The 26,992-nt window shown below is 64.2% G+C and carries 26 protein-coding genes; 4 read left to right on the top strand and 22 right to left on the bottom strand.

What is annotated here, in order from left to right:
* Window positions 1–161: 161 nt before the first annotated feature.
* Complete coding sequence (gene hemE, locus BW992_RS04945; RefSeq protein ID WP_072397990.1) at window positions 162–1,229, top strand: uroporphyrinogen decarboxylase; 1,068 nt, start codon at window positions 162–164, stop codon at window positions 1,227–1,229.
* A gap of 113 nt (window positions 1,230–1,342) precedes the next feature.
* The gene (locus BW992_RS27335) at window positions 1,343–1,474 is read left to right on the top strand and encodes a hypothetical protein (protein WP_256327883.1); all 132 of its coding nucleotides are present in this window, start codon (window positions 1,343–1,345) and stop codon (window positions 1,472–1,474) included.
* A 36-nt stretch (window positions 1,475–1,510) separates the two neighbouring features.
* Here BW992_RS27335 and BW992_RS04940 read toward each other — a convergent pair whose 3' ends face one another.
* A complete protein-coding gene (locus tag BW992_RS04940; protein WP_432214369.1) occupies window positions 1,511–2,764 on the bottom strand; it encodes an MFS transporter in 1,254 nt (417 codons plus the stop codon).
* 141 nt (window positions 2,765–2,905) lie between these two features.
* Between BW992_RS04940 and BW992_RS04935 the strand changes: the two genes are divergently transcribed.
* Complete coding sequence (locus BW992_RS04935) at window positions 2,906–3,808, top strand: LysR family transcriptional regulator (protein ID WP_072397992.1); 903 nt, start codon at window positions 2,906–2,908, stop codon at window positions 3,806–3,808.
* 102 nt (window positions 3,809–3,910) lie between these two features.
* On the opposite strand, the gene BW992_RS04930 is transcribed toward BW992_RS04935, so the two are convergent.
* From BW992_RS04930 to BW992_RS04835, 20 genes are all read right to left on the bottom strand, one after another.
* On the bottom strand, window positions 3,911–7,996 hold the full coding sequence (locus BW992_RS04930; RefSeq protein WP_076405704.1) for a dermonecrotic toxin domain-containing protein: 4,086 nt from the start codon (window positions 7,994–7,996) through the stop codon (window positions 3,911–3,913).
* A 196-nt stretch (window positions 7,997–8,192) separates the two neighbouring features.
* Window positions 8,193–9,419, bottom strand: a complete 1,227-nt coding sequence (locus BW992_RS04925; protein ID WP_072397994.1) for a beta-ketoacyl-ACP synthase — start codon at window positions 9,417–9,419, stop codon at window positions 8,193–8,195.
* Window positions 9,419–10,147 carry a 3-oxoacyl-ACP reductase FabG gene (gene fabG / locus BW992_RS04920; RefSeq protein ID WP_072397995.1) on the bottom strand — a complete coding sequence of 243 codons (729 nt, stop codon included), beginning with the start codon at window positions 10,145–10,147 and terminating at the stop codon, window positions 9,419–9,421. The genes BW992_RS04925 and fabG overlap by 1 nt, the downstream gene beginning before the upstream one ends.
* On the bottom strand, window positions 10,144–10,611 hold the full coding sequence (locus BW992_RS04915) for an ApeP family dehydratase (protein ID WP_072397996.1): 468 nt from the start codon (window positions 10,609–10,611) through the stop codon (window positions 10,144–10,146). Before BW992_RS04915 ends, fabG begins: the two co-directional genes overlap by 4 nt.
* Window positions 10,608–11,804: a beta-ketoacyl-[acyl-carrier-protein] synthase family protein gene (locus BW992_RS04910; protein WP_072397997.1), complete on the bottom strand. Its 1,197-nt coding sequence runs from the start codon at window positions 11,802–11,804 to the stop codon at window positions 10,608–10,610. The genes BW992_RS04915 and BW992_RS04910 overlap by 4 nt, the downstream gene beginning before the upstream one ends.
* Entirely contained in the window at window positions 11,801–12,304 is a 504-nt protein-coding gene (locus BW992_RS04905) for a DUF3261 domain-containing protein (protein ID WP_372239199.1), read from the bottom strand. The genes BW992_RS04910 and BW992_RS04905 overlap by 4 nt, the downstream gene beginning before the upstream one ends.
* Window positions 12,304–13,032, bottom strand: coding sequence for a class I SAM-dependent methyltransferase (locus BW992_RS04900; protein ID WP_072459087.1), 729 nt, complete (start codon window positions 13,030–13,032; stop codon window positions 12,304–12,306). Before BW992_RS04900 ends, BW992_RS04905 begins: the two co-directional genes overlap by 1 nt.
* Window positions 13,033–13,042: 10 nt before the next feature.
* Window positions 13,043–14,290 carry an NAD(P)/FAD-dependent oxidoreductase gene (locus tag BW992_RS04895; protein WP_072431656.1) on the bottom strand — a complete coding sequence of 416 codons (1,248 nt, stop codon included), beginning with the start codon at window positions 14,288–14,290 and terminating at the stop codon, window positions 13,043–13,045.
* A gap of 39 nt (window positions 14,291–14,329) precedes the next feature.
* Complete coding sequence (locus BW992_RS04890) at window positions 14,330–16,663, bottom strand: MMPL family transporter (RefSeq protein WP_076405702.1); 2,334 nt, start codon at window positions 16,661–16,663, stop codon at window positions 14,330–14,332.
* The gene (locus BW992_RS04885; protein WP_072398001.1) at window positions 16,647–17,240 is read right to left on the bottom strand and encodes an outer membrane lipoprotein carrier protein LolA; all 594 of its coding nucleotides are present in this window, start codon (window positions 17,238–17,240) and stop codon (window positions 16,647–16,649) included. The genes BW992_RS04890 and BW992_RS04885 overlap by 17 nt, the downstream gene beginning before the upstream one ends.
* The gene (locus BW992_RS04880) at window positions 17,237–17,662 is read right to left on the bottom strand and encodes an acyl-CoA thioesterase (protein ID WP_072431655.1); all 426 of its coding nucleotides are present in this window, start codon (window positions 17,660–17,662) and stop codon (window positions 17,237–17,239) included. Before BW992_RS04880 ends, BW992_RS04885 begins: the two co-directional genes overlap by 4 nt.
* Complete coding sequence (locus tag BW992_RS04875; protein ID WP_072459085.1) at window positions 17,655–19,199, bottom strand: HAL/PAL/TAL family ammonia-lyase; 1,545 nt, start codon at window positions 19,197–19,199, stop codon at window positions 17,655–17,657. Before BW992_RS04875 ends, BW992_RS04880 begins: the two co-directional genes overlap by 8 nt.
* Complete coding sequence (locus BW992_RS04870; RefSeq protein ID WP_072398004.1) at window positions 19,180–20,118, bottom strand: LpxL/LpxP family acyltransferase; 939 nt, start codon at window positions 20,116–20,118, stop codon at window positions 19,180–19,182. The genes BW992_RS04875 and BW992_RS04870 overlap by 20 nt, the downstream gene beginning before the upstream one ends.
* Window positions 20,115–20,849, bottom strand: coding sequence for a glycosyltransferase family 2 protein (locus tag BW992_RS04865; RefSeq protein WP_072398005.1), 735 nt, complete (start codon window positions 20,847–20,849; stop codon window positions 20,115–20,117). The genes BW992_RS04870 and BW992_RS04865 overlap by 4 nt, the downstream gene beginning before the upstream one ends.
* A 170-nt stretch (window positions 20,850–21,019) precedes the next feature.
* Window positions 21,020–22,699 carry an acyl-CoA synthetase family protein gene (locus BW992_RS04860; RefSeq protein WP_072398006.1) on the bottom strand — a complete coding sequence of 560 codons (1,680 nt, stop codon included), beginning with the start codon at window positions 22,697–22,699 and terminating at the stop codon, window positions 21,020–21,022.
* Window positions 22,696–23,241, bottom strand: a complete 546-nt coding sequence (locus BW992_RS04855; protein ID WP_072398007.1) for a hypothetical protein — start codon at window positions 23,239–23,241, stop codon at window positions 22,696–22,698. Before BW992_RS04855 ends, BW992_RS04860 begins: the two co-directional genes overlap by 4 nt.
* Window positions 23,238–23,492 (bottom strand): acyl carrier protein, encoded by a 255-nt coding sequence (locus BW992_RS04850; protein ID WP_030140951.1) that lies wholly within the window; start codon window positions 23,490–23,492, stop codon window positions 23,238–23,240. The genes BW992_RS04855 and BW992_RS04850 overlap by 4 nt, the downstream gene beginning before the upstream one ends.
* A gap of 9 nt (window positions 23,493–23,501) precedes the next feature.
* Window positions 23,502–23,759, bottom strand: a complete 258-nt coding sequence (locus BW992_RS04845) for a phosphopantetheine-binding protein (protein WP_072398008.1) — start codon at window positions 23,757–23,759, stop codon at window positions 23,502–23,504.
* Window positions 23,740–24,549, bottom strand: coding sequence for a lysophospholipid acyltransferase family protein (locus BW992_RS04840; protein WP_072398009.1), 810 nt, complete (start codon window positions 24,547–24,549; stop codon window positions 23,740–23,742). The genes BW992_RS04845 and BW992_RS04840 overlap by 20 nt, the downstream gene beginning before the upstream one ends.
* Window positions 24,525–25,253: a beta-ketoacyl synthase chain length factor gene (locus tag BW992_RS04835; RefSeq protein WP_072431651.1), complete on the bottom strand. Its 729-nt coding sequence runs from the start codon at window positions 25,251–25,253 to the stop codon at window positions 24,525–24,527. The genes BW992_RS04840 and BW992_RS04835 overlap by 25 nt, the downstream gene beginning before the upstream one ends.
* A 347-nt stretch (window positions 25,254–25,600) precedes the next feature.
* On the opposite strand from BW992_RS04835, the gene BW992_RS04830 reads away from it, so the two are divergent.
* Complete coding sequence (locus BW992_RS04830; RefSeq protein WP_072398011.1) at window positions 25,601–26,371, top strand: ParA family protein; 771 nt, start codon at window positions 25,601–25,603, stop codon at window positions 26,369–26,371.
* 87 nt (window positions 26,372–26,458) lie between these two features.
* On the opposite strand, the gene trxC is transcribed toward BW992_RS04830, so the two are convergent.
* Window positions 26,459–26,893: a thioredoxin TrxC gene (trxC, locus tag BW992_RS04825; protein WP_076405700.1), complete on the bottom strand. Its 435-nt coding sequence runs from the start codon at window positions 26,891–26,893 to the stop codon at window positions 26,459–26,461.
* Window positions 26,894–26,992: the final 99 nt, after the last annotated feature.

Below are 26,992 nucleotides of genomic sequence, written 5' to 3'. Positions count from 1 at the left end.
CCTCATCGCGAGCAAGCTCGCTCCCACAATTGTTTTTTGGTGTTGCTGAACATTGCATGACACCGCGACAAATTGCCCCGATAGATAAAAGGCACGGCTCTTGCCGTGCCTTTTGCGTCGCGCTCTGAGAAAATGCCCGCACTTTTTTTCCGGATGCCGACATGACTGCCCTGAAGAACGATCGTTTCCTTCGCGCCCTGCTCAAGCAACCCGTAGACGTCACCCCTGTGTGGATGATGCGCCAGGCCGGTCGCTATCTGCCGGAGTACCGCGCCAGCCGCGCCAAGGCCGGCGATTTCATGAGCCTGTGCATGAACCCGCAATTCGCTTGCGAGGTCACGCTGCAGCCCCTGGATCGTTACCCGCAGCTGGATGCGGCGATCCTGTTCTCCGACATCCTCACCATCCCCGACGCCATGGGCCAGGGTCTGTATTTCGAGACCGGCGAAGGCCCACGCTTCAAGAAGGTCGTCAGCTCCCTGGCCGACATCGAGGCATTGCCGATCCCGGATCCGCAAAAGGACCTGGGCTACGTCATGGATGCGGTCAGCACCATTCGCCGCGAGCTCAACGGTCGCGTGCCGTTGATCGGTTTTTCCGGCAGCCCCTGGACCCTGGCGACCTACATGGTCGAAGGCGGTTCGTCCAAGGACTTCCGCAAGACCAAGGCGATGCTCTACGACAACCCGCAAGCCATGCACCTGCTGCTGGACAAGCTGGCGCAGTCGGTCACCTCCTACCTCAATGGCCAGATCATGGCCGGGGCGCAGGCGGTGCAGATCTTCGACACCTGGGGCGGCAACCTGTCGGCGGCGGCCTATCAGGAGTTCTCCCTGGCCTATATGCGCAAGATCGTCAGCGGCCTGATTCGCGAACATGAAGGGCGCCAGGTACCGGTGATCCTGTTCACCAAGAATGGCGGCCTGTGGCTGGAGAGTATCGCCGACGCGGGCGCCGATGCCCTGGGCCTGGACTGGACCTGCGATATCGGCAACGCCCGTGCGCGGGTCGGTGACAAGGTGGCCCTGCAAGGCAACATGGACCCGACCGTCCTCTACGCCAAGCCTGAAGCCATTCGTGCCGAGGTTGGTCGAATCCTGGCCAGCTACGGTAAGGGCAGCGGCCACGTATTCAACCTGGGTCACGGCATCACCCCGGAAGTCGATCCGGAACACGCCGGTGCTTTCCTGCGCGCCGTGCATGAGTTGTCGGCGCAATACCACGGCTGATCAAAGCCTGCTCACCCAGCCTGCCGGGATTCGTTCCAGGCAGGCTTTTTTTCGCCTCTTTATCATTCACTTTGAATAAGAGCGCTTCGGCGGCATCAACGAAGATCTCGACGATGGCCAGTGGCGATGTCAATCGACTGCTCGACTGGCTGGATCGGCACGAGCGGGATGGTGCGACCCTGCAGACGCTGAGCCTGGAAGTGCGCGAGGGAATCCTGGAGGCGCGGATGACGATGCAGCAATGACCCGGGCGGCAGGCCCGGGCTCGATCAATCTCCAGGCTAGACCTGCATGTTGCCCGGCAACACCGGTAGCTTGGCCAGTTTCAATGCCACCCCCAACGCAATCACCAGCAAGGCCCCGATGAACAATCCGATGCCGTTCCAGCCACCCAGGTGCCAGGCCACGCCACCGGCCGTGCCCGCGATACTCGAACCCGCGTAGTAGCTGAACAGGTAGAGCGATGAGGCCTGCCCCTTGGCTCTGGTTGCCCGGCGACCGATCCAGCTGCTGGCGACGGAGTGGGCACCGAAGAACCCGAAGGTGAACACCAGCATGCCCAGGATCACCAGGGACAGCGGAGTGAACAGAGTCAGCACCAGGCCTGCCAGCATCAGTGCAATGGTCGCCCAGAGCATCTTGCGGCGACCCAGTTTGTCGGCCAGCGAGCCGACCTTGGCCGAACTGTAGATACCCGACAGGTACACCACCGACAGCAAGCCGACGAACGCCTGGTCCAGATGATAAGGCGCGGCCAGCAGGCGGTAGCCGATGTAGTTGAACAGCGTCACGAACGCCCCCATCAACACGAACGCTTCGAGAAACAGCAGTGGCAACCCGGCATCGCGAAAGTGCATGGTGAACCCTTCCAGCAGGCTGCGTGGGTGCAGCGAGCGCGGACGGAAGTTGCGCGACTCGGGAAGAATCCTCCAGAACACCGCCGCGGCGATCAGTGCGAGACCGCCGATCACCAGCATCGCGGTGTGCCAACTGACGAAGTCGATCAGTACGCCGGCGATCAGCCGTCCGGACATGCCGCCGATGGCGTTGCCGGCGATATACAGGCCCATCGCCAGGCCGATGTGCTTGGGATGGATTTCTTCGCTCAGGTAGGTCATGGCCACGGCCGCCAGTCCGCTCAACGACAGCCCCACGAGGGCGCGCAGTACCAGTACGCCTTGCCAGGTGGGCATCATGGCGCTGGCAATCGTGCACAACGCCGCGGCGAACAGCGCCGCGACCATCACCGGCTTGCGGCCGATGCGGTCGGAGATCGGACCGGTGATCAAAAGGCCGATGGCGAGCAAGGCGGTCGCCACCGACAGGATCAGGCTGCTCTGGGCGGCGTTGATGGAAAACTCCGCCGACAACAGCGGCATCATCGGCTGCACGCAATACAGCAGGGCGAACGTCGCGAACCCGCCGCAGAACAGCGCCAGGACTGTATGCATGAACATCGAGGTGCCTTTCTCGATGTAGATGTCCGCCAGTTGCCCAGCGACGTTGTCCGGCTGGGGAGGGATTTCATGGGCCAGGGGAGCGACAGCAGTTTTCACGATGAACCTCGGGGGAAGCACGGCCAGGCAGGCAATGAAAAAAGCATATAGCCGGCTAATGTTTCTATCCAATATATTGTTCGACCTGTTTAAGACGTTGAACGACTTATTGGAAGGCCCATGGAATTGCGTCATCTGCGTTACTTCATCGCCGTCGCCGAGGAGCTTCATTTCGGCCGTGCCGCGCTGGCGCTGGGTATCTCCCAGCCTCCCTTGAGCCAGCAGATCCAGGCGTTGGAACAGGAGATCGGCGCGCGTCTGTTCGAGCGCACCAATCGTCGGGTCGAACTGAGCGAAGCCGGGCGGCTGTTTCTGGAAGAGGCGCGACGGGTCCTGGCCCAGGTCGACAAGGCGGCTGACGTAGCCCGCCGCGCCCAGCAGGGGGAACTGGGCGAGTTGAAAATCGGGTTCACCTCCTCGGCGCCGTTCAATTCCACCATCCCCCAGGCGATCTTCTCCTTTCGCCAGCGATTTCCGGCCGTGCACCTGAACCTGCGGGAAATGAGCAGTACCCAGGTGGCCGATGCGCTGGTGGACGAGGCGATCGAAGTCGGCATCATGCGCCCGTTGCCGCTGCCCGACTCCCTGAGTGTCATCGAGTTGAGCCGCGAACCCCTGGTGGCCGTGCTCAGCGCCAAGCATCCACTGGCCCAGGGCAATGAGGAGGGGCTGTTTCTATCGGCGCTGGCCCATGAACCCTTTGTATTCTTTCCCCGCAGCTACGGCAGCGGCCTGTATGCGCAGCTCCTGAACCTGGCTCGCGACGCCGGCTTCAGTCCGCATTTCGCCCAGGAGGCCGGGGAAGCCATGACCATCATAGGCCTGGTGGCGGCGGGGCTGGGTGTTTCGGTGCTGCCGGCGTCTTACCAGCGGATGCGAATCGATGGCGTGGTCTATCGACCGCTGCTCGACCCCGCGGCGGTGTCGGCCGTGTGGCTGGTACAGCGCAAGGACCAGCGTTCGCCGATGGCCAAGGGGTTCGTGGCGTTGTTGACCGACGAGGGGGCTTTGTCTGTTTCCTGATGCCGGACAGGAGCCTCTCGGCCGGAAGTGACGCGGTCAAAACCATCCTCGTTCGCGAGCAAGCCCTGTCCACAGGGCTTGCCTTTGGTCGGTCAGTTTTACTCAGCCCTCCCAGACCGTCGCAGGTTTATTGACGTGATAGTCGTAGAAGCCCTGGAGTATCCAGCTATCACCCTTGCGTTCGAACGCCGCGCGCCAGGCCCCTCTGCCGCCGCCGGGGGAGAGCTGGGCCATGTCGTACCAGTAGAACCTGTTGATTCTCTTGGTGGTGGCCCTGCCGGCGCGGATGTCGTCCATGATCTGCGTGATCCTGGTCTTGGCCGCGTCGGGGAAGCTGTTGTAGGACATCTGTGTTTCCGCCAGGGTATTGGCGCTTACGGTGAACCTGTCCTTGACCGGCGATGCTTGCGGCGGGGCTACAGGCGTGCTGGTGGTCGGGGTCTTGCTAGGCACTTTTTTCGAAGGGACCTGGGTCACCACCTCGATATCGAAGGCGTCGTAGTTGGAAAGTTTTCTGCTGAAATCCGTGATGTCCTCCTGGGTCACCAGTAGCGTTTTGCGCAGTGATTTGCCCTTGTTGATGATGAGATAAGGAATCCTGTTGTTGCGGATTTCCGTCAGGAGCCCGGGCTTGTGTCGTTTCTGCATTTCTTCCCTGAAGATCTGCAGCTTCTTGCTCTTGTACAGCGCAAGGTTTTCAGGCGTTTCCTTGTACTCTTTCTTGGCGGCCTCGACTTCAGGTCCTTCCCCGGGGAAGTCGGTCCCCAGCTCGCGCCAGACTCTTTGTTCGGCAGCGGCAACCACATCATGGATATCCGCCTGTATCTTGGTCATCGCGGCTTTCTTCTTGCCCTGTTCGGGGATGATCGTGACGAACAGTGCGCCGGTGAGGTTGTCGGGCAGGGACGACATCATCATCTTGAAATTGCCTTCACTGTCGAAAAGCTCGCGCCTGAGCGGCAGTGTCATGTCGAAGATTCGGATTTTCTGGGTCGAGTTGAGTTGCAGGCCTTGGGGCTGGAGGTCCTGGGTGCAGTAATCGACGGCTTGCCATACGTTGTATTTGTACAGCAGGTTTTCGTGGTGGACCTTATGTGGCGTGAAGCTGCGCAGTCCTTTGTTTATGGCGTCTATCCGTGAGCGATAGGTGTCTATGTTGTCGACGCCGAGGTCGCTCATGCTCTCGCGCAGGATACGCTCTGCCAGTTCGTCGGGCATCGAGTAGATGACCTTTCTCGCGATGGAGACCACCTTGCGCGAAGGCCAGTGATGATCCACCAGGACCCCCTCGACCAGGGCGTTGCAGGTTTTGCGTTGCGCAGTTTCGGGAGTCCGGCTGAACAGACTCAGCAGGTTTCCCCCGCCGAGCAGTCGCAGCGGTTCCTGGAGTTGCCAGCGACCGTTTTTCCAGGCCACCCTTCGCTGGTTCGACCGATTGTTGGACGCATAGATGATCTGCTCGCCTTCCTGTATCGCGGTCTTGCAATAGTCCTTGCCTAGCTTCAGGTAGCCCTGCCCGCCGGCATCCCGATACCGGTCACGACCTTCGGGCGCCAACCCCTTGCCGTTGAAGCCCTTGAGGACAAAAGGCTCCAGTTCCGGGTCTGGCATTCGAGCAAGCGACGACAGCCTCGGGCGCTCCTTGCTGCGACGGTGTGCCGCGCGGGCCATGATCAGGTCCTGTCCGGCCTCTGCCAACACCTCGCCCAGCCCGTGGATAAAGTCCCCTGCCCACTGGCTGAAGCTGCCGTCCTCGTCCTTGATCGCCGATACCGCGGCGCCGCCGGCCATGGTCGGCAGGATCGCGCGCCCCAGTACTCCGCCCAGGCGGCCGGCGTAGAACATGGCCATGGCGCCGGTCAATAACGCGACACCCTTTCTGCGTCCTTCCTGTGCCGCGGTGCTGTCGCGCTCGGCATTGCTTACGGTCAGCGAGTCGGCGGTCTTGATTGCATGGGTTATCTGGGTCTCGTGCAGCGCCTTGAACAGGTCTGCCTTGACCACGGGCGAATAGACATTCGACGCAAAGTCATCCAGGACCCTGTGTCTTATCCACGAGAAGCTCGGTTGCGTGATCTTCCTTATCTTCTCGTTGAGCGTCAGGTTCTCCGAGGCCGGCACCAGGCTGGCAAGCTGGTCGGCTTGCTCGAGCAAGGGCAATTGCGAGATCAGCCAGCGGGTCATGTCCAGCGTGGCCGTGAGTGTCCGCACCAGCGCGGCTTCCAGCTCTCGGTCGCTGTTGGCATCGACGTCCCTGAACGTCTTGCCGTCTGGTGCCCCGGGCGTATACAGCGTCAGCGAGGGGCGACTCGCCAGTGTCCTGACGCCGAACGCGAGGATTTCCTTCAGCACGCTGTCGCCCCACTGGACCTGCCGGACCACCACCTCGTGGCCATTGACCTTTCTGCGCCCTTCCGGCGCCGGACTGTCCAGTGCCGCCAGCACCAGGTTGAGTCCGGTCTTGTCCCGGTCGTGCCTCAGGTCGCCGGAGATATGGGCGGCCCAAGCCTGGGCCCGCATCTGTTTCGCCTTGACGGCCATCCATTGCGGCTGGCGAGTACGTGCGGCCAGTTGCAGTTCGGCCGGTAGACGGGCGCCCACGTTCGCCCGCTCGATGACCTCCACGATCTGCGCGAAGCTCAGCGGCCCCTCCACGCTAACGTGGGTGGCATTGCGTTCGTCCGGGGTCAGGTTGGACATGGCCCATTGCGTCATGGAGCGCCGGTCATCCACGATGGCTTTCACCGGGTCGCGTGAAATGCCAGAACCAAACGGCGATTCACCCGTCGGGGCGTGTGGATCGAGGATCTGTTTGCGGATCCCCAGGACGATCCGGTCAGGGTCGGCTGATGGGTGTTTTTCCTTGACGAATCGGACAAGCAGCTCGCGGATCCGCGCCTGGAGCGCGTCCTGGGTCGCCAGGGTCACCGGGTCCGGAGGGGGCGACACGTCGTCCAGGGTTTTCTGCAGGTCCTGCACCGCCCGCCACCAGGCCACGCGGTCGGAGCCCGTGACGTTCGGGTTGCCGTGCAACCAGTCGTCCAGTTTTTTCTGGTTCAGCCGCAGTTCGCGCTCGTCCATGGCTGCGGCCAGGTCCAGCCTGTCCCCGATGTTCGCCGCGGCATCGATCCTGGCCACCCACGCGCTGAGTCTTTCGTCTTCGGCCGGGCCGTCCAGCAAGGTGTCATGCACTGCCGCCTTTTGCGTTGTGCGCAGGTCGGCGACCAGATGAGCGAGGAAGTTCTGCGTCATGGGCGCAATGTGCACCCTGTCCCCGGCGTTATCGTGCTGCGCCAGGCCGGCTTTCAGGGCGGCCAGGTCCCGGTAGATCTCCAGCGGTTCGCCCGGGCTGTACAGCAGTGCATGTCCGGGATGGTCTTGGCTGTCGTGCTGGGTCAGCGCAATGGCGGAGGTCAGCGGTACGCTGAATCCCCAGCCTTCGGGGGTCAACGCCAAGGCGTGGATGCCAGGTCGCAGCCGCTCCGTGATGCTGGCGCGAGAGGCCGCGTCCGGGGCCGATACCCCCAGGTCGGCCACTGCCTTGTGCATCTGCGGGCTCAACGTTCCGTCCAGATGATGAAGATCGGCCTGGGCCTTTAGCTGAACACCGAACTCCATTGCCAGCCAGTCGCTGACGTGGCGTTCCTGGGTGAACTCGGTGGATCCATCCCAGAAGTCGTCCAGTGCCTGCGCCAGAAGCTCTGCGAACGATTCCGCCAGGGTGTCGCTCAAGCGCTTGATTTCTTCCTTTGCGATGCGGGTGTTCAGTGCCACGGGCATCTGGGTGGTTTCGCCCTGGTTCGTGATGACGTCGACGTTGTCCAGTTCGACGAAAAACGCCTGTGTATCGACCCTGCCGGCGATTGCCCGCCAGAGCAGCGTGTCGAGGGCCACCGTGTCCGTCACCCTGCGCGTCGCCGGTCCGCCGCTGTTGCGTTGTGCGGGGGGGATGGCCTCGTCTCGCCATGTGTACAGGGCCAGCTCTTTTACATCGACCGTGTCCGCGATGGCGGGAAAGGTGCGTTTGAACCAGTCGTCCAGGTGCCGCGTCGCGATCTGCGATGCCCTTGGAATGGCATCGTTCAGGCGGATCATCCGCTGTTGCGACGCCTCGAGCTGGGTGGTCAGTGCGGTGCCATTGGCCTGGGGCGGGTTGAAAGACGGTGTGGGCGGGTGGTTGTCCGGCATGGTCTCTTCCTGAGCAGTTTTCGGAAGGACAACCTAGTGGAGCAGCACCGGGAGAGGGCGGTACATAGATACCGCACCTGATGGCCGTGGGCGGTGTACGAAAGGATGGGCGTGATGCAGCCCATCAAGCTTGCGAGCCCCCTGGGCGCGAGCAGGCTCGCCCCAGGGTGAAAGGTCTGCGTGAGAAGAAACCGCGTCAACGCCAGCGACGGAAGATCAGTGAGGTGTTGACCCCGCCAAAGGCAAAGTTGTTGTTCATCACGTACTCGTTGCTCATCGAGCGGAACTCATTGCGCAGGTAATCAAGCTTGCCGCATTGAGGGTCGACTTCGTCGAGGTTGAAGGTGTGCACGTAGCGGTCGCGGTTCATCATTTCGATGCTGAACCAGGACTCCAGCGCTCCGCACGCACCCAGGGTATGGCCGAGGAAGCTTTTCTGCGAGCTGATGGGCATGTGTTCGCCGAACAGGCTGCTGGTGGCCAGGGTTTCGGCGATGTCGCCCTGTTCGGTGGCAGTGCCGTGACCGTTGACGTAGCCGATGGCGGCCGGTGCGAGGCCGGCGTCTTCCAGGGCCAGTTCCATGGCTCGGCGCATGGTGGTCTGCTCGGGGCGGGTGGTGTGCTGGCCGTCGGCGTTGCTGCCAAAGCCTACGACTTCGGCATGGATCCGCGCGCCACGGGCCAGGGCATGTTCCAGTTCCTCGAGAACCAGCATGCCGGCACCTTCGCCGATGACCAGGCCGTCGCGGCCCTTGTCGTAGGGGCGTGGGCTGCTTTGGGGCGCATCGTTCTTCAGGCTGGTGGCGTAGAGGGCGTCGAAGACCATCGCTTCGGTCGGGCACAGTTCTTCCGCGCCGCCGGCCAGCATCATCGGCAAGCGCCCGAACTTGATCGACTCATAGGCGTAGCCGATGCCCTGGCTGCCGCTGGTGCAGGCGCTGGACGTAGGGATCAGCCGCCCGGTGAGGCCGAAGAATATGCTGATATTGGCCGCCGTGGTGTGGGGCATCATCCGCACGTAGGAGTTGGCGTTCAGCCCCTCGGCCACGGAATTGAGCAGCATGTTGCCGAACGCCTTGATCTCGTCGGTACTGCCGGTGGACGAGCCGCAGGCCACGCCCATGCGCCCGTCCCGGATCGAGGCATCGTGCAGCAGTCCGGCGTCGGCCAGGGCCTGTTCCGATGCGCCCACCGCCAGGCGTGACACCCGGCCCATGCTGCGCAGTTGCTTGCGGGTCCAGTGGGCCGGGACCTGGAAGTCATCGACGGGCCCGGCCAGGCGGGTGTTCAGTTCAGTGAAGCGGTTCCACTCGTCCATGTACCGGATGCCGCTGCGGTTGGCGGCGAAGTTGGCGGCGATGGTATCCCAGTCGCTGCCCAGGGAGGTGATGCCGGCCATGCCGGTGACGACGACGCGCTTCATCAGCACAGGCCTCCGTTGACGGACAGGACCTGCCGGGTGATGTAGCCGGCTTCGGCGGACATCAGGAAGTTCACCGCGCCGGCCACTTCTTCCGGGGTGCCCATGCGCTGGGCGGGGATCATTTTCATCAGTTCTTCCACGGGCACGTTTTCATCGAGCATGGCGGTATCGATCAGGCCAGGGGCGACGCAGTTGACGGTGATCCTGCGCTTGCCCAACTCGATTGCCAACGCCTTGGCCGCCCCGATCAGTCCGGCCTTCGAGGCGCTGTAGTTGACTTGGCCGCGGTTGCCGATCAAGCCCGAGACCGAGGTGATGCAGACGATCCGTCCGGCGGCGCGGCGACGGATCATCGGCATCATCACCGGGTGCAGCACGTTGTAGAAACCGTCGAGGTTGGTGCGCATCACGCTGTCCCAGTCTTCTTCGCTCAGGGCCGGGAACGCGCCGTCGCGGGTCAGGCCGGCGTTAAGCACCACCCCGTAATAGGCGCCGTGGGCCTCGACATCGGCCTCAAGGATGGCTTTGCAGGCGGCACGGTCGGATACGTCGAATTGCAGCACCCGGGCATTACGGCCCAGGGCCTGGATTTCGTTCTGGACGGCGTCGGCCTCGGCGCGACCGCTGCGGCAGTGCAGCACGATGTCATGGCCTGCCTGGGCCAGGCGCAGGGCGATGGCGCGGCCGATGCCACGGCTGGAGCCGGTGACCAGTACGGATTCAGTCATGGCTGGTTTCCTGTTGCGGACGGTTCATGGAGATAGTGGGCGGATTGGGGCGGGCGGAACACATTCAGCCGGGCCGTGGCATGGATGCCGGGTGCGTCGATGTGGCACTCGAATACGCCCATGCCGTTGTCGTCTTCCAGGGAGCGCAGGCCATGGATGGCCAGTTCGGTGCCGACTGGAAAATATTCGACGTTGCATTCGAACTTGCGGGTGCCGAGCAGAAAGCCCAGCTCCACGGCATCGCCACGCTGGCGCGCATGGCAGCCGGCGAACGCCGCGACGCTCTGGGCCATCAGCTCGATGCCGACCCAGGCCGGCAGTCCACCGTCGTCGCGGCTGAACGGCCCGCCGGCCTTGACGGTGGCATGGGTATGGATCTGTTCATCGTCGAACGCCACGATGCGGTCGATGAGAATCATGTCGCCTGCGTGGGGCAGCAGTTCGGCGGGCGGCCAATCGATCATGGGGCGTCTCCGATAATCAGGCTGACGTTGTTGCCACCGAAGGCGAACGAGTTGCTCATCAGGCGACGGGGCGAAGTCGCCTTCAGGTGGCTGTCGATGCCGGTCCAGTTCAGTGTCGGCAATTCAGGATCGGCCTGGCCGTCCCAGATGTGGGGCGGCAGGGTCAGGTTGGGATTTTCGGCGCTCAGGCTCAGCCAGCAGAATGCCGCTTCCAGCGCTCCGGCCGCGCCGAGGGTATGGCCGGTCATGGGTTTGGTGGACGAGCAGGGGACACCCGCTGGAAACAGCCCGGCGACGGCCAGGCTTTCCATGGCGTCGTTGTGTTGCGTGGCGGTACCGTGCAGGTTCAGGTAGTCGATCTGGCTGGCGACAAGGCCGGCGCAGTGCAGGGCCTTCTCCATGGCCTGGCGGGCGCCGCGACCGCTGGGCTCGGGGGCGGAAATATGATGGGCGTCGGAGCTGGCCCCGTCGCCGAGCAAGGCGATCGGCGGTCCGTCGCCAGGTGCCCTGCTCATCAGGAACAGCACCGCCGCTTCGCCGATGTTGATGCCGTTGCGGTTCACCGAAAAGGGGTTGCAGCGTTCGCTGGACACCGCTTCCAGCGCCGAAAAGCCGTTGAGTGTCAGTTTGCACAGGCTGTCCACGCCGCCGCAAAGCACCGCGTCGCACAGGCCCAGGTCGAGCAGGCGTCGGGCACTCATCAGGGCGCGGGCACTGGAGGTGCAGGCGGTGGAAATCGCGTAGGACGGGCCGCACAGGCCGAGCCAGTCGGACAGGAAATTGGCCGGCGCGCTGAGCTCCTGCTGCTGGTAATCGTAACCGTCGGGAAAATGCTGCTCGCGCAGGTAATGGGCGATGCCTCGGCTGGCTTCATCGATACCCGAGGTGCTGGTGCCCAGGACAATGCCGATGCGGGCGCGACCATGGGCCTGGATCGCCCGGTCGATTTCGGGACGAATCTGCAGCGCCGCCTCCAGCAGCAGCTGGTTGTTGCGACTGCCGTGGGCGGCCAGCGTTTCCGGGATGGGGGTCAGTTCACCGGCCACCGCCGCCACGGGCAAAGCGCGTTCGGCCACCCAGCCGTGCTCGATGCGCAGGCCCGAGCAGTCGCCGGCAAACAGGTTGCGCGCGACGCTGCGTTTATCGCGGCCCAGGGCGCAGATCACCCCGAGGGCATTCAAGTAAGCGGTCATGGGGTGGTCTCGCTCAACGGTTTAATGCGGTAGCGCAGGCCTTGGGACAGGCTCAGTTCGAAATCCAGCGCCTGCTTGTAGCGCACCTGCCAGCGGGAATCCAGGACTCGCTGCCGTTGCGGTTGTGCCTGCTGTCTGGCGGTGGGGTAGTTATCCGGCAGCTCGGCGTCCGGCGTCAGGGCGAACAGCAGCGCGGCGAACAGCTCCCGGGCTTCGGCATTGGGTGGCAACAGGCCGTCGGCCTGCCACTGGCCATCCACCAGGCGCTGCCGGGCCAGGGGAATGCCCAGCGGGTCCATCATCGACCAGCGGATGCCGGCGCCTTCGCGCTGGATCACCAGCAGCCAGTCCTGGCGCTGCCCGGCCAGTTGGCGTTCGATGTGCAATTGCAGCGGCAGCACCAGGGTCGGCGCGTGCTCGGGCAGTGGCGTGCGGCTGGCGCAGGCGCCGAGCAGCAAGAGACAGCCAAGGAGCAGGCTGTTGAGCAGTGGCGAACGCATCATCCGGCAACCTCTTCGAATGGCTTGCGGGCCACCACGTTGACCAGGGTTTCCTCTCGCTGGCCGAACGGCCGGGGACGGCGCAGGCCAAACCGTTCCAGCAGGCCGAAATCCCTGGCGCGACTCCACCACAGGTAAGGATAGGACACGTTGCGCGCCTCGAAACGGAAACCCTGGAGACGGATCATTTCCAGATACTGGGCGGCACTTTTCTGAACGTGCATGGGGTGGCGGAACAACCAGCGGATCACCCAGGTATCGATATAGGCCTTGGTGGATTCGGCGAACATCAGGTAGCCACCCGGCTTGAGCACGCGGTAGAACTCGGCGAGGGCTTTTTCCTGCTCCACCAGGTGATGAAAGGTCTGGTGGCAGAACAACAGGTCGACACTGGCATCCGGTACGGCCAGCACCGCGCAGTCGCTGCCGATCAGTTCCACGGTCATGCCCTGGCGTTCAGCCTCTTCGGCGCTCAATGCCAGGCTGTGGGGATCGGCATCCACGCCGATCAAGCGTTGCGGCGCGAACACCTGGCGCAGGTACTGGAACGATTTGCCCTGGCCGCAGCCGGCATCCAGCAGCACCGGACTGGCCGGAACCGCTGTGTCGAACAGGCTGCGCAGGTCGTTGATCGCCACTCGCAGCACATGGTGCTGCCAGGTGTGGCTGCGCAGGAACCAGAAGCCGAAACGCGTCTCCTGGACGTAGCTGTCGCTCAGGTAGCTCATGGCCGCTGGCTCATGGTGCCGTGCTCGCGCAGATTTCCGAAAGCATGCGCAGGCGTCGCTTGGGTTCGCTGACGAAGGGGTTGCTCTGGTCCCAGGCGTAGCCGGCCAGGATCGAGCTGATCATGCGGCGGATGTCGGCCGAGCCGTCGGTGTAGAAGATCACGTCCTGGAAGGTGCCGGCGTACCAGCCTTCCACGTAGCAACGGAAGGTATCGACGCCACGCTTGAGCGGTTCGGCGAATTCGCCCTGCCAGTCCACGCTTTCGCCCTGCAACTGGCGATGGAGCACGCCGGCGGCCATGCTCGCCGAACGCATGGCGATGGTCACGCCGGAGGAAAACACCGGGTCGAGGAATTCCGCGGCATTGCCCAGCAGGGCAAAGCCAGGCCCGTGCAGCGTCTTGACGTTGGCCGAGTACCCGCCGATGGTCCGCGCCGGAGTGTCCCACACGGCATCCTGCAGGACGCCGGCCAGGCTTGGGGTGTCGTCGATGAAACCACGCAGGCAGGCGTCGAGGTCGTCGGTGCCACCGGCGAAGTGCTCCGCCGCCGCGACCACGCCCACCGAGCAGCGACCGTCGCTGAACGGGATGGTCCAGAACCACACGTCGCGTTTGCTCGGGTGCGTGGTGATCAGGATCTTCTGCCGGTCGAAGGCCGGGTTGTCGATGCGATCCTCGATATGGGTGAACACGGCCTGGCGCAGCGGGAAGTTCGACGGTGCCTCCAGGTCCAACAGGCGCGGCAGGACCCGGCCATAGCCACTGGCATCGAGCACGAACTGCGCCTCGACCCGGTATTGGCTGCCGTCCTCGCGCTGCACGCCCAACTGTGGGCTGGGCAGGCTGAAGTCAGCGCTGGCGATGGTTTCGCCATAACGGATCTCTACGCCTTGCAACGCGGCCTGGTCGGCCAGCAGCTTATCGAAATCGGCGCGCTGGACCTGGAATGTGGTGGGCTTGCCGGCGCTGAAGGTATCGCCGAAATCGAAGGCGCTGTAGCGCTCGCCCCAGGCGAAGGCGGCACCGTTCTTGCGCTGGAACCCGGCAGCGTTCACCGCTTCGAGCATGCCCGCCTCTTCGACGAAATCCAGGCAGTGGGACAACAGGCTCTCGCCGATGGAGAACCGCGGGAAGTGCTGGCGCTCGATGACCAGCACGTCGTGCCCCTTGCGCTTGAGCAACGCGGCGGCGATGGCGCCGGAGGGGCCGGCGCCGATGACGACGACCTGGCGCCGTTCCATTTCAATCGTAGGCATGTGCACTCCTTGCCGGGGCGATGAGGTTCAGGGAATGGGTCATGGGGCAGGCTCCGCCTCGGGGGGCTCATGGTGTCCGGCCCAGGGCGCCAGCAGGAAACTGAACGCCAGCCCCAGGCTTACCGCCAGGCCGAAGTTGCTCACCGCCGGTGTGCTGGAAAGCGCCAGCAGGCCGAACGACAGCCAGGTGGTGACTGCCGCCAGCAGGGTACCCAGCAGGCTCACTGCGGCCCCGCCGATCCGTTCGCGCATCAGGATCGCGTAGTCGACGCCGATGGCGGTCACCAGTAGCAGGCCGAACAGGCTGAACAGGGTCAACGGCTGGCCGAGCCAGCCCAGGCTCGCCAGGCTGCACATCGCGGCCAGCAGCGGCAGGGCGACGATGCGCAGGGCCGCGCCGACGCCGAACGGCCAGATCAGCAGCAGGACGATCAGCACACAGGACGCCAGCTTCAACTCGGCGGCACTGATTTGCGTGGCGGCGAAGACCCGGTTCAGATCGCCCAGGCGGTCTACCAGGTGCACGCCGGGCAGGTCCACCGCTTGCACCCGCAGCAGCGCCGCATCGTTCAAGCCCTGCAGGCTGACCACCGCGGCCACGCCTTGCGCTGTCGGCCCGAGCCAGAGCGTGCGATACGGTTCGGCCAGCGGCCCGGTGAGTGCAGTGCCTATGTCGGTAACGGGCAGGGCCTGCAATTGCGCGAGTTCCGCCTGCAACGCGCTGACCGGTACGCCCAGGTCCAGCAACGGCTGCCAGAACGCCGGCAACCGGGCCAGGGCTTCGCGCACCTTCTGCTGTTCGGCGGGAGGGCTGACCAACTGGTTCAGCGACAGGTAGCCCTGGAGTTTGTTCAGACCGATCAACTGGTCCAGGCGCTCGTTGAGCGCGGTCTGGCGTTCCAGCAATTGGGCCTGGTCGTCGGCGCGGATCAGGAAGAACTGGCTGGTCGGCTGGAAACCGGTGATCCGGGCGATCACCTGGGCTTCGTCCGTCAGGTGTTGGGGCGTGCCGATCCACTGGCGGATGTCGTTCTTGGTGCTCAGGTGCCAGAGGCCGCCGGCGCAGAAGATCAACAGCAGCACCAGCAGGATGGGCGTACAGACCCGCGCCAGCAGCGCTGCGCGGGCCTGGAGCAGGTGTTCGCAGAGCCGCAGCGGCCACTGGGCCGGACGCAGTTCGGCGCCGTTGAGCAGTGCCGGCAGCAGGCAGACCGCCGCGAGATAGGCTCCGGCCAGCCCGGCGGCGGAGAAGATCGCGATCTGGGTCAGCGCCGGGAAAGGTGTCCAGGCCAAGGCGAGGTAGCCGATGCAGGTGGTCGCCAGGCTCAGGCTCAGCCCGGGCAGGGTCAGACGCAGGGCGGGCCAGCTGTGCCACGGCTTGAGACTCCAGCTCTTGGACAGGTAGTGCAACGGGTAGTCCACCGCTACGCCGATCAGGCTGGAGCCCAGCACCAAAGTCATGACGTGTATGCGTCCGAACAGGGCCACGCAGGCCACCGCGCCGAACAGCATGCCCACCAGCACGGGCACGAACGCCAGCCACACCCGCAGGTTTCGGAAAGCCAGCAACAGCAGCAACAGGATGCCCACCGTCGCGCCACCGCCGACCCAGGTGATTTCACGCGAGGCTTGCTGCTGCCCGTTGGCCGCATAGAGCAGGCCACTGGCGGCCAGCAACTGCCCCTGGGCCTGGCTCGCCTGGTCGCGGCTGCGCTGCAACAGCTGCGCCACTTGCAGCGGCAGGTTCATGTCGAAGGCGTCGCCATGGGTTCGGGCCCGCAGCAGCACCCAGTGCTTGCCGTCGGCTTCGGCGATCAGTGCACCGCTGCTCACATCCAGCGTTATTGCGCCGTGTTGCGGCTGGCTGTTCTGGATGCGTCCGGTCAGTCCCAGCCAGTCGTCCTGGCTGGGTACCAGGCTGAAGCCGCTGAACGGATCGAACAAGGCTTGTACCCGTTGCTGGATGAATGCCTGGGGATGGTCGATCAACTGCTGGCGGTCCGTGGCCGACAGCATCGCCAGCCGGCCGTTGAGCAACTGCGTGCGCAATGCCGACAGATCGGCTTGCAGCGTCCATTGGACCTTGTCGAACAGTCCACTGGCCTGCCATTGCTGACCGAGGGTTTGCGCCAGCGCGATGGCCTGCTGGCGGTCGTGATGGCCCACCAGCACCAGTACCTCGCGGTTCAACGGTTCCTGCATGCGTCGCTCGGCGATGAGCTCCAGGGCATCGGGCGTGGTGCCCGGCACCAGTTCCATGAGATTGGCCGACAACGGCGCGCCGTTGCGCCACTGCCAGCCGGCCAGCGCCAGCACCGCCAGGAGCAAGGCCAGGAACAGCCAGGGCAGCTTGCGTTCACTCGGCAAAGTCATGTTGCTCCGCTTCGCTCAGGGGCTGTGCACTGGTGCTGTCTTGCATCCGCAGCACGGTGCTGTCGCCCTGGGTTTCCAGCAGCTCGATGCGCCGCACCAGCTCGCCGCCCTCGATGTCGATCCGGGTGAAGATCTGCTTGAGCAGTACCGAGCGCGGAACCAACTTGAGTGTCCACTGTTGCGCGGTACCCGTCAGGCTCAATTCGAAATCCCGTTGCAGGCCGCTGCTGTCTCCCTGCAGCACGGCCATGAACAAGCGATTCTGTTCGGCGCCTTCGCTCTTGTTCGGCAGCATTTGCCAGGTGTCGCCGTCTCGTCGGGCGATGCCTCGGGCGGTGATCCGGTAGTCCTGTTGCAGCGGGGTTCGCAGTAGCCACAGCAGGCCGTGCTTCTGCGCCAGCACGAAATGCCCCTTGCTGATGAGGGGCTGGGGCAAGGCGCGCAGATGCTTCTCCTGGATGAACTGGCCGTGGATGACTTCCGGGCGGGCCAGTTGTTCGCTCAGTCGCTGCAGGTCGAAGGCCTGGGCCAGGGACGCCAGGCCCCAGAGCAACAGTCCCAGGTACAGGCGTTTCATGGCAATTTCCTTTCGACGGCTTCGACGAAGACCCGGGGCGAGGCCAGCAGCATTTCACGGGTCGCGATGTCCACGGCCACTTGCACAGAACTGGCGCGGGTCAGGCGCTCGCCGGTTTCCACGTCGCTGATCAGGTAATTGATCTTCAGGCGGTTCTCCCATTCCACCAGGCTGGCGCGCACGCTCAGGGCCTGGCCGAACACGGCGCTGCGCACATAGCGCAGTTGCAGGTCGATCACCGGCCATGCATAGCCGGAGGCGAGCATGTCGTTGTAGTTGTGGCCGATCAGGTCGAGCAGGGCGCAGCGGGCCACTTCCAGGTACTTGACGTAATGGCCATGCCAGACCACGTTCATCGAATCGACATCGAAAAACGGCACCACCACCTGGGTGTCGACGTGCAGCACTCCCTGGCTACGCATGCAGCCTCCAGTGCCGTTCGGCGATGCGTTGCAGGCACAGGCGCAGTTCGCTTTCCAGGGCCCGGTCTTCGATGACCGGCGCGAAATCCCCGGCCAGTTCGGCGTGCATGGCGGCCAGAGCCGGCGGCAGTGGCCGCGCGTCTTCGTTGCGGCTGCGCAGCCATACGCCCTGGTTGGCCGCCAGCAGCGTCGCGGCGGCTACCTGCTCGGTCAGCTCCAGCACGCGGATCGCGTCCCGGGCGGCGATGGTGCCCATGCTCACCTTGTCCTGGTTGTGGCATTCGGTGGAGCGTGAGAACACGCTGGCCGGCAGGGTGTTCTTCAAGGCTTCGGCAGTCCAGGCGCTGGCACCGATCTGCACGGCCTTGAAGCCGTGGTTGAGCATCGCCCGCTCGGCGCTGGCGCCGGACAGGTTGCTCGGCAGGCCATGGTTGTAGCGCTCGTCCACCAACAGGGCGAGCTGGCGGTCCAGCAGGTCGGCAACGTTGGCCACCAGGTTCTTCAGGCTGTCCATGGCGAAGGCGATATGTCCGCCGTAGAAATGCCCACCGTGCAGGACCCGTTCGGCCTCGGCATCGATGATCGGATTGTCGTTGGCGCTGTTGAGCTCGGTTTCGATGAACGAGCGCAGCCAGCCCAGGCTGTCGGCCAGTACGCCGAGCACATGAGGGGCGCAGCGCAGGGAGTAACGATCCTGAAGGCGGTGCAACGGTGCGGTGGGGGCGTCGATCGCCAGGTCCTTGCGCAGCCACGCGGCCACTTGCATTTGCCCCGGATGAGGCTTGGCAGCGAACAGGCGCTCATCGAAATGTTCGGGGTTGCCTTGCAGGGCGACGACGTTCAGCGCAGTGATGCGGGTCGCCAATTGCAGCAGGTAGTCGGCCCGGGCGAAGGCCAGGCAGGCCAGGCCGGTCATCACGGCGGTGCCGTTCATCAGCGCCAGGGCTTCCTTGGGCCGCAGCACCAGCGGGGGCCAGCCCAGTTCGCGATGCACATCGGCCGCCAGGCGGCGCTCGCCGCGAAACAGCACGTCCCGTTCCCCCGACAGCGTGGCCGCGACGTAAGACAGGGGCGTCAGGTCGCCGCTGGCGCCCACCGAACCTTCTTCCGGGATGAGTGGCAGGATGTCGTGCTCGAGAAAGGCCTGGAGCCGTTCCAGCAGCTCCACCCGCACCCCGGACATGCCGTGGCACAGCGACTGCAAGCGTGCCGCCAGCACTGCGCGGGTGGCCTGGGCGTCCAGCAGCTTGCCCAGGCCACAGCCGTGGAAGGTGTACAGATGACGCGGCAAGGCCTCGACATGATGCAGCGGCACGGCCACCACGCAAGAATCACCGTAGCCGGTGGTCACGCCGTAGATCACGCCTTCCTTGTCCAGCAAGGAGTCGAGGAACTGCGCGCCCTTGGCGATGCGCTGGCGGAACGCCGGGTCATCCTGAAGTTGCGTCGGCGCCTGACGATTGGCCAAGGCCAGCACGTCCTCGATGCGCAAGGGGCGTTCGCCAAAGGTTACCGGTTCAAGAGTGGGCATCGTCATCGGTCTTCCAGAAAGGGTAGAAATTGAACCACTGTTGCGGGGCCTGGAGGCAATACTGCGCCAGGCGTGCGGCATAGCGGCCGGCCCAATGGGCGATCACTTGTTCTCGGTCGCTGCGTTTCCATTCCACGGCCTCGGCGAAGGGTTCGAGGGTGACCCGATAGCGCCCCTCGTGCTTGAGGCACATCAGCAGGTTGACCGGACATTTGAGCAGGCCGGCCAGCAGCCATGGGCCCTGGGGGAACGCGGCGGGATGGCCCATGAAATCCACGGTCACGCTGCGCCCGCCGTGCAAGGGTATGCGGTCGCCGGCAATCGCCAGCCACTCGCCGCGCTCCAGGCGTTCGCTCAGTTGCAGCATGATCAACGGCTCCAGCTCGCTGACCTGGATCAGCCGCAGGTGCGTGGCGCCGGCCTCGCCCAGCAGGCGATTGAACTGCTCGGCGTGCTTGGTGTGCACCAGCACGTTCATGGTCACTTTCTCGCCCAGTTCGGCCAGGGCCCGGCACATTTCCAGATTGCCGAGGTGCGCCCCCACCAGCATCTGTCCACGCTCGCCCCGCAGGTGATTGCGCAGCAGCGCCGTATCGACGATTTCGATCTGCTCGATGCTCAATTTGCCGTTCCAGACGTCGAGCTTGTCCAGCAAGGAGTCGGCAAACGCCATGAACTGCCCGAAGACTCGTCGATGGGTCGGACGTAGTTCGGCACGGCCGCTCCAGTCGGCCAGGCGCCGCTGGTACTGCCACGCCGCATGGCGGGCGCTGCGGCCGAAGATGAAGAAGTACAGGACGATGCCGTACAGCAGCGGGCTCAGCAGCCGGCGCCCCAGCACCCGGGCAGCGAACGCGGTGAACTTCATCAGCCAGTAACTGCCGCGCTCCTGGCGGTCGGCCCAGTGCTGTTGGTCGGCGCTCATGTCCGCCACCGTCGCCAGAGAATCACGGGCAGGCGCACCAGCATGCCGAAGAACAGTCGGGTGTGCATGCGGGTAATCAGCACGTTGTCGTGGAACAGGCGAAAGTGCGAGACCCCGTCCTGGGGGTAGTGGACACGGGTGCGCAGCCAGCGCATCGGCTGATTGCGCCATGCCAGGCGCACCAGGATGTCCGAATCGAAGTCCATGCGCTTGCCGATGTTCGCCGAGCCGATCAGCGCCAGGGTCGCAGCCAGGGGATAGACCCTGAAGCCGCACATCGAATCGCGGATCTGCAGGGACAGGCTATTGATCCAGACCATCACATGAGTGAGGTAGCGGGCGTACAGACGACCTTTCGGTACGCTGGCATCGTATTGCGGATAACCGCAGATCAGGGCGTCCGGGTGGGTACGGGATTGATCGATGAAGGTCTTCACGTCACCCAGGTCATGCTGGCCGTCGGCGTCGACCTGCAAGGCATGGCTGAACCCCAGGCGCGAGGCTTCCCGCAGGCCGGTCATCACCGCGCCGCCCTTGCCCTGGTTGACTGCGAGCCTGATCAGATGGACACGCTCGTGTTCGGCCAGCCGCTCCAGCACGGCCGCGCAGGCCGGGCTGCTGGCGTCGTCCACCAAGACGCAGGGCAGGTCATTGGCGAGCAAGGCCTGCACCACCGCCGAGACGGCGGTCTCGTGGTTGTAGACCGGGATGACGGCGCAAGGGTTATGCATATCTTTCATCTGCCGCCCGTTTATCGTGGCCAGGGGATCTGGCGAAACGTCGCACCGCCCCGCTCGAGTGGGAAGCGCTCGCCATCAGTCTGTGCCGTTGCACAGGCTTCGGGGTTGCTGCGCAACCCTGCGGGGGTGAACTGCCTCGCCACAGGAGTGCAGCGGTGTGGTCAGTCATCGGCCACCCCCAGCACGATCCGCCCACTGGAACAGGTGGCTGTGTCATTGCGGTAGGCGAAATACAGCTTGCCGCGTTCACGGTCGAAGCGCAGGTGCAGTTGGACTTCATCGCCAGGGCGTATCAATTGCTGGAATTTCAGCACTTCCATGCCGACGAAGCGCGGCGGCATGTCCAGCAGGCGCCGGCCCAGGCCCAGCGCCCAATCGACCTGTACCACGCCAGGCAATACCGGCGCGGTGGGGAAGTGGCCGCTGAAGTAGGCCAGGTCTGGCGGAACCGCCAGTTGCAGGCTCCACTCGCCATCGCTTTGGATCTGTTCCAGCACCTCCGGGTTTTTCGGGCGCGGTGCCGCCAGCAGTGCCTCGACGTCGGCCTGGGGCAGTTTGCCCTGGGCGTTGAGTGGCAACTGCCGCAGCCAGCGCCAGCGCCGTGGCAGGGCGAGGGTTTCGCAGTGCTCGCCCAGGTGCCGGCGCAGGGCGTCGGTGAGCGCACGCCGGCCCAGGTTGCGCAGGGCGTGCAGGCCGGTTTCACTCAGCACCAGCAGGGCGCCGAGGGAGGCGCGGTTTTCCTGTACCACCCCCAGTCGCGCTTCGCTGACCCAGTCATGGGTCAGCAGGGCTTGTTCAAGCATGGGCAGGGAGATGCGTTTTTCTTCCAGCTTGACGATGCGGTCCAGCCGCCCAAGGAGTTCGAAGCGACCATCGTCGGCGATCCGTGCCGCGTCGGCGGTATGTTCCACATGGCCGGGGGGTAAATAAGGCGAGGACACCAGCAAGGCGCCATCGGCGGCCTGGGTCAGCTCGACGCCGGTGAAGGGCTGCCACAATCCGCCGCCCTGGCGCCAGGCGATACCGCCGGTTTCCGAGCTGCCGAAAATCTCTGTGGGCCATTGCCCGAGGCGTTGCTGCAGGCTATGGGCGGCATCGGCCGGTAAGGCGCCGCCGGAGGAAAACACCCGGCGAACATGGCTCAAGGCCGGCCAGTCGAGGTTATCGCCCATACGCTTGAGCAGCGCCGGGCTGGCGACCCAGGCGAAGGCCGGGTGCTGGCGGCTGGCGCGTTGCAGGTCTTCCGGAAAGGCCACCTGGCGGCGTACGAACGGACGCCCGGCGCACAGCGGCCACAACACCCGGAACAGCAGGCCGTAGATGTGCTGAGCGGCGACACTGCCGATCATGCAGGCCGGCCCCAGGCCGGCGCCCCACAACTGCTCCAGGGCCATGACTTCATGGCTCAACTGCCGAAGGGTTTTCTCGATGCGCTTGGGCTCGCCGCTGGAGCCGGACGTGCACAGGCTCAGCCAGCATCGGTCGAGGTCCAGTGCCACAGGCGCCAGGGGCGTAGAGCGTAGCTCGCCGGGATGCGTGTCGCCGGGCTGGTCGGTCAGCCACAAGTCGACTTCGGCCGCCCAGCGCTGGCGGGTCTGCGCCTGCAGGTCGGCGGGGAGCAGGACCCGCACGCCCGCCTGCCAGGCGCCGAGCAGGGCCACAGCCAGGTCCGCCGCGTCTTCAAGGTGCACCGCCAGACGCTGCACCCCCTTGGCTTGCAGTCCTGCGGCGAGGCGCAGGGCTTCATCGCGCAGTTGCGAGTGGTCCATGACCGGATCCACTGCCACGGTGCGCTCCGGTCGAGCCTCGAGCAGCATCTGCTCAAGTTTTATCCAATTCATGGGCGGCCTCTTACCCGTTGTCGTATGAGCCATTCAATGGCAAACAGCAGCCCCATCAGTCCGTAGGAAATCAGGCCGGTGTACAACATCCACCAACTCAGCGGCGCCCAGAGCGTCAGGGCGGCGGCGAGCAAACCGTTACACAGGAAAAACACACTCCAGGCCACCGTGACCTGGCGGGTATACACCACCGCTTTGGGCGGCAGTTGCGGCTCGCGCAGGCGGGCCAGGCGTTCGATCATCGGCGGGCCGTACTTCAGGCTCAGGACGAACAGCCCGAGCATGAAGGCGCTGATCAGCACCGGGTACCAGCGCAGCAGGAGCGGGCTGTCGAACAAAGCGAGCAAGGCGCAGAACACGATCGCCGTGACCGCCATCCAGAGCGTGCCGGGGCCGCCTTTTCCGAGCAGCGCGCGGGCCAGCCAGAGGCTGCCCAGCAGCAGGCCGAACTGCCACGGTGCGAAGTGCTCCATGCCGAAATACACCGCAAAGGGGTAGAGCAGGCCCGCCAACAGCAGGCCGAGGCCAATCAACCGGCTCATGCGGCCGGTTGGACCAGTCGATAGACCGCCTCGACCACGTCGTTGACGGTACGCACCGACTTGAATTCTTCGGCGGCGATTTTCTTGCCGGTCTGGCGCTTGATGTGATCGATCAGGTCGACCGCGTCGATGCTGTCGATTTCCAGGTCCTGGTACAGGTTCGATTCCAGCGTCACCCGCTCCGGGTCCAGCTCGAAGAGCTCCACCAGGGCGTCGCGCAGGGTATTGAAGATGTCATCACGAGTTTGCATGGTCCGGTCTCAAGCGCTTTTTGCGGTGACGAAGGCAGCAAGGCTTGCCACGTTGCTGAAATGGTTGCGGGTGTCCTTGGCGTCGGCATCGATCTTGATGCCCCACCTTTTCTGGATCGCCAGGCCAAGCTCCAGGGCATCCACCGAGTCCAGGCCCAGGCCTTCACCGAACAGGGTCTGGTGATCGCCGATATCGTCGACACTGATGTCCTCAAGGCCGAGGGCGTCGATGATCAGCTGTTTGATGTCACGGTGCAGATCGCTCATCTTCGGCGAGCTCCTTGATGTAATAGTGATGCAAGAAATCGTTGAGCCTGCGCGAAGCCTGGGGTGGAGGACCGAGCGTGGCGAATGCCTGTGGATCTATATCGGCCCCCACATGGAAACTGAAGTGCACACGGCGCTGGGGGATGCGATACCAGGGTTCGGCCTTGGTCAGGGTGGTGGGGCTGACCTTGATCGTCACGGGTGTAAGGATTTTCGCACCCCGCAGGGCGATGGCCGCTGCGCCCCGATGAAAGGCCGGCGCCTGGCCTGGCTGGGTTCGCGTGCCTTCGGGGAACACGATCAGGGTCTGGCCATCCTTCAGGGCGTCGCTGGCGGCATCGAGCATGTCCATGCTGCCGTCGTTGCTGATGTATTGGGTCGAGCGCAACGGGCCGCGGGTGAAGGGGTTGTCCCACAGGCTTTGCTTGACCACGCAGTTGGCATCGCGCACCAGCCCGATCAGGAACACCACGTCGATCAGCGAAGGGTGGTTGGCAATGATCATCTGGCCGGGGCGGCCGAGCTTTTCCGCACCGTCGATGCGGTAGGTGAGCACGCCGGTGCGGGCCATGAAGCGAATGAAGAACCAGAACAGCCGTCCGACCGTGCGACGCGCCCGTTGCCGATGAGCCTGGGCGTCGCCGGGCCAGCAGGCCAGCAACGGAAACACCAGCAAGCGCAGGCACAGACCGCCCAACCCGAACAGGGTAAAGCTGGCCGCGGTTGCGAGCAGACGCCAGTAGTAGGCGTCGCGATGTTTACCGGTCACCGGTTGCGTTGCCAGGTCCATACGCGATTCTTCCAGGCATGTTGGCAAGTGGTTTCGTTGTTCAGCAGCGTACGCACCAGGTCCAGGGCATGGGGCCATTCGCTGCCTTGCGGTTGGGTCTGCGGGGTGGACAGGGTCAGTTGCCAGTCTTCGCCCGGGGTCAGCAAAAGCCCTACCGCATAGGGAAAGGGCACGTCGTCCACCCAGGGCGTATACACCTGCGGCGGTTGTTCTTCGGCAATGACCAGCAATACCGCCGGTGCGCCTTCGTTCAACAGCGCGGCGGCTTCCAGTACGCCATGTTCCAGCCCGTCGCCGGTGGCGGCCAGGGCCGTCATTTCGCTGGTTTCGCCGCGCATGATCGACCATAGGCCGATCACTGCGTTGTGCACCGACAGGCTGAACTGGGTCGGCGACAGCGGTTGGTCGGCTGCCAGGTCCTTGAGAATCTCAAAAGTGCGTGGGGTTTCACCGTGGCGGGAAATAAAGACCAACGGCAGGTCCGGCCGGCCTTCCGCCAGGGGCCAGCCGACACTGAAGGCCATCCGCGCCAGGCGGCTGAGTCGCCGACGCTGCATGGCCGGCAGGAACGAGACGTCAGGGGCGCCGTCGCCTGGGGGCAGCATGACCGGCTGTCGGCTCCACGCCTGCCAGTCGTCCACGCTTTCGAGCCCTGGGGCCCAGGCGCGCCATTGGGCGATGTTGAAATCGATCACAGAATTCATCCCACCCCTGCGGGCTTTTATTGTCACGGTTCAGTGGTTTGACCCGCGTCCAACCCTGCATGATCTTGCGACCCAAGTGGCGCGCATTATCCCGGTGCGGTTGGCTTGTAGCAAATAATGGTTACGTTGGTGCGCTCGGGGGGATTTGACGGTCCCTCCCGGCACAGGCCTGTCATTGTCGCGATTCTCACGAGCCTGTCTGTCGGTAACTTCCCTAAGATTCTGCGCGAATTGACGTTCCCTTTTCGGAAAAAGCCACTAACGCTGTAGTCCATCCATACCGAAGGTAGCGAAGCGGGGTCTTGCCCTACTACACTCGGGAATCTTTGATACACGGAGGTTTTGACATGCGGCGCGTGGTGTTCAATCAGAAAGGTGGCGTAGGCAAGTCCAGCATCGCCTGCAATCTGGCGGCGGTCAGCGCCAGCGAGGGGTATCGCACGCTGTTGGTGGACCTGGATGCCCAGGCCAATTCCACTCAGTACCTCACCGGCCTTACGGGCGATGACATTCCCATGGGCATTGCCGACTTCTTCAAGCAGACCCTGTCATCCGGGCCTTTCTCGAAAAAGAACAAGGTCGACATCTACGAAACGCCCTTCGACAACCTCCACGTGATCACCGCCACCGCCGAGCTGACGGACCTGCAGCCCAAGCTGGAGGCGAAACACAAGATCAACAAACTGCGCAAACTGCTCGAAGAGCTGGACGAAGACTACGACCGAATCTACCTGGACACCCCGCCCGCCCTGAACTTCTACGCGGTTTCGGCACTGATCGCCGCCGACCGCGTGCTGATCCCCTTCGATTGCGACAGCTTCTCCCGCCAGGCGTTGTATGGCCTGCTGGCGGAAATCGAAGAACTCAAGGAGGACCACAACGACGGCCTGGAGATCGAAGGCATCGTGGTCAATCAGTTCCAGGCCCGTGCCAGCCTGCCGCAGCAGATGCTTGACGAACTGATCGCCGAAGGCTTGCCCGTGCTGCCGGTGTACCTGAGCAGCTCGGTACGCATGCGCGAATCCCACCAGGCGAGCCTGCCGCTGATCCACCTGGATCCGCGGCACAAGTTGACCCAGCAGTTTGTGGAACTGCACGGACTGCTTGAAAACGCCTGACTGACCGGGCTCATACGAGTCCGGGTGTGGGCAGGGTTGCTCGCCAAACCGCTTGCGCGAGCAAGGTTCCCACAATGATCGTGGGGTTTAGATGCCCTGGCTGCGCAACCAGCTCATCAACTGGGGCAAGGGCAGCGCCCCGCTCTGACGTGCGACTTCCCGGCCATCCTTGAACAGGATCAGGCTGGGAATCGAGCGAATCCCCAGCTGTGCCGACAGTTGCGGGTTGGCTTCGCTGTCGAGCTTGGCCAGTCGGCATTTGCCGGTCAGTTGCGCGGCAGCCTGCTGGAACACCGGCGCGAATGACTTGCATGGCCCGCACCAGTGTGCCCACACGTCCACCAGCAATGGCAGGTCACCCTTGATCTGGCTGGCATAGTCACCCTCTTTGAGTTCGAACGGTTCGTCCAGCAGCACCTGGGCCTTGCAGCGCCCGCATTTGGGCCGGTCTGCCAGGCGGTCGGCGGGTAGGCGATTGAGGCCGTTGCAGTGGGGGCAAGGAATCAGCATCGGGTCAGGCATGGCGGGCTCCAGAAAACGATCATGAGCCTGATCTGGTGTCGCCGGGGCGGTTTATCAAGGTTGCCATTCATCAGGTGCGTCGCACTGATGTCGCGCCTG

The organism is Pseudomonas sp. 7SR1 (genome assembly GCF_900156465.1).
Classification (GTDB): domain Bacteria; phylum Pseudomonadota; class Gammaproteobacteria; order Pseudomonadales; family Pseudomonadaceae; genus Aquipseudomonas.
The sequence above is the reverse complement of the archived record's forward strand: the minus strand, read 5'-3'. Positions and strand labels throughout refer to the sequence as shown.

Coding starts and splice junctions, on each gene's coding strand:
- BW992_RS04865 (WP_072398005.1), bottom strand. CDS start 20,849: ATGCATAACCCTTGCGCCGTCATCCCGGTCTACAACCACGAGACCGCC.
- BW992_RS04910 (WP_072397997.1), bottom strand. CDS start 11,804: ATGACCGCTTACTTGAATGCCCTCGGGGTGATCTGCGCCCTGGGCCGC.
- BW992_RS04855 (WP_072398007.1), bottom strand. CDS start 23,241: ATGAGCCGGTTGATTGGCCTCGGCCTGCTGTTGGCGGGCCTGCTCTAC.
- BW992_RS04830 (WP_072398011.1), top strand. CDS start 25,601: ATGCGGCGCGTGGTGTTCAATCAGAAAGGTGGCGTAGGCAAGTCCAGC.
- fabG (WP_072397995.1), bottom strand. CDS start 10,147: ATGACTGAATCCGTACTGGTCACCGGCTCCAGCCGTGGCATCGGCCGC.
- hemE (WP_072397990.1), top strand. CDS start 162: ATGACTGCCCTGAAGAACGATCGTTTCCTTCGCGCCCTGCTCAAGCAA.
- BW992_RS04935 (WP_072397992.1), top strand. CDS start 2,906: ATGGAATTGCGTCATCTGCGTTACTTCATCGCCGTCGCCGAGGAGCTT.
- BW992_RS04850 (WP_030140951.1), bottom strand. CDS start 23,492: ATGCAAACTCGTGATGACATCTTCAATACCCTGCGCGACGCCCTGGTG.
- trxC (WP_076405700.1), bottom strand. CDS start 26,893: ATGCCTGACCCGATGCTGATTCCTTGCCCCCACTGCAACGGCCTCAAT.
- BW992_RS04835 (WP_072431651.1), bottom strand. CDS start 25,253: ATGAATTCTGTGATCGATTTCAACATCGCCCAATGGCGCGCCTGGGCC.
- BW992_RS04885 (WP_072398001.1), bottom strand. CDS start 17,240: ATGAAACGCCTGTACCTGGGACTGTTGCTCTGGGGCCTGGCGTCCCTG.
- BW992_RS27335 (WP_256327883.1), top strand. CDS start 1,343: ATGGCCAGTGGCGATGTCAATCGACTGCTCGACTGGCTGGATCGGCAC.
- BW992_RS04890 (WP_076405702.1), bottom strand. CDS start 16,663: ATGACTTTGCCGAGTGAACGCAAGCTGCCCTGGCTGTTCCTGGCCTTG.
- BW992_RS04905 (WP_372239199.1), bottom strand. CDS start 12,304: ATGCGTTCGCCACTGCTCAACAGCCTGCTCCTTGGCTGTCTCTTGCTG.
- BW992_RS04880 (WP_072431655.1), bottom strand. CDS start 17,662: ATGCGTAGCCAGGGAGTGCTGCACGTCGACACCCAGGTGGTGGTGCCG.
- BW992_RS04870 (WP_072398004.1), bottom strand. CDS start 20,118: ATGAGCGCCGACCAACAGCACTGGGCCGACCGCCAGGAGCGCGGCAGT.
- BW992_RS04845 (WP_072398008.1), bottom strand. CDS start 23,759: ATGAGCGATCTGCACCGTGACATCAAACAGCTGATCATCGACGCCCTC.
- BW992_RS04875 (WP_072459085.1), bottom strand. CDS start 19,199: ATGACGATGCCCACTCTTGAACCGGTAACCTTTGGCGAACGCCCCTTG.
- BW992_RS04915 (WP_072397996.1), bottom strand. CDS start 10,611: ATGATCGATTGGCCGCCCGCCGAACTGCTGCCCCACGCAGGCGACATG.
- BW992_RS04840 (WP_072398009.1), bottom strand. CDS start 24,549: ATGGACCTGGCAACGCAACCGGTGACCGGTAAACATCGCGACGCCTAC.
- BW992_RS04930 (WP_076405704.1), bottom strand. CDS start 7,996: ATGCCGGACAACCACCCGCCCACACCGTCTTTCAACCCGCCCCAGGCC.
- BW992_RS04925 (WP_072397994.1), bottom strand. CDS start 9,419: ATGAAGCGCGTCGTCGTCACCGGCATGGCCGGCATCACCTCCCTGGGC.
- BW992_RS04895 (WP_072431656.1), bottom strand. CDS start 14,290: ATGCCTACGATTGAAATGGAACGGCGCCAGGTCGTCGTCATCGGCGCC.
- BW992_RS04860 (WP_072398006.1), bottom strand. CDS start 22,699: ATGAATTGGATAAAACTTGAGCAGATGCTGCTCGAGGCTCGACCGGAG.
- BW992_RS04900 (WP_072459087.1), bottom strand. CDS start 13,032: ATGAGCTACCTGAGCGACAGCTACGTCCAGGAGACGCGTTTCGGCTTC.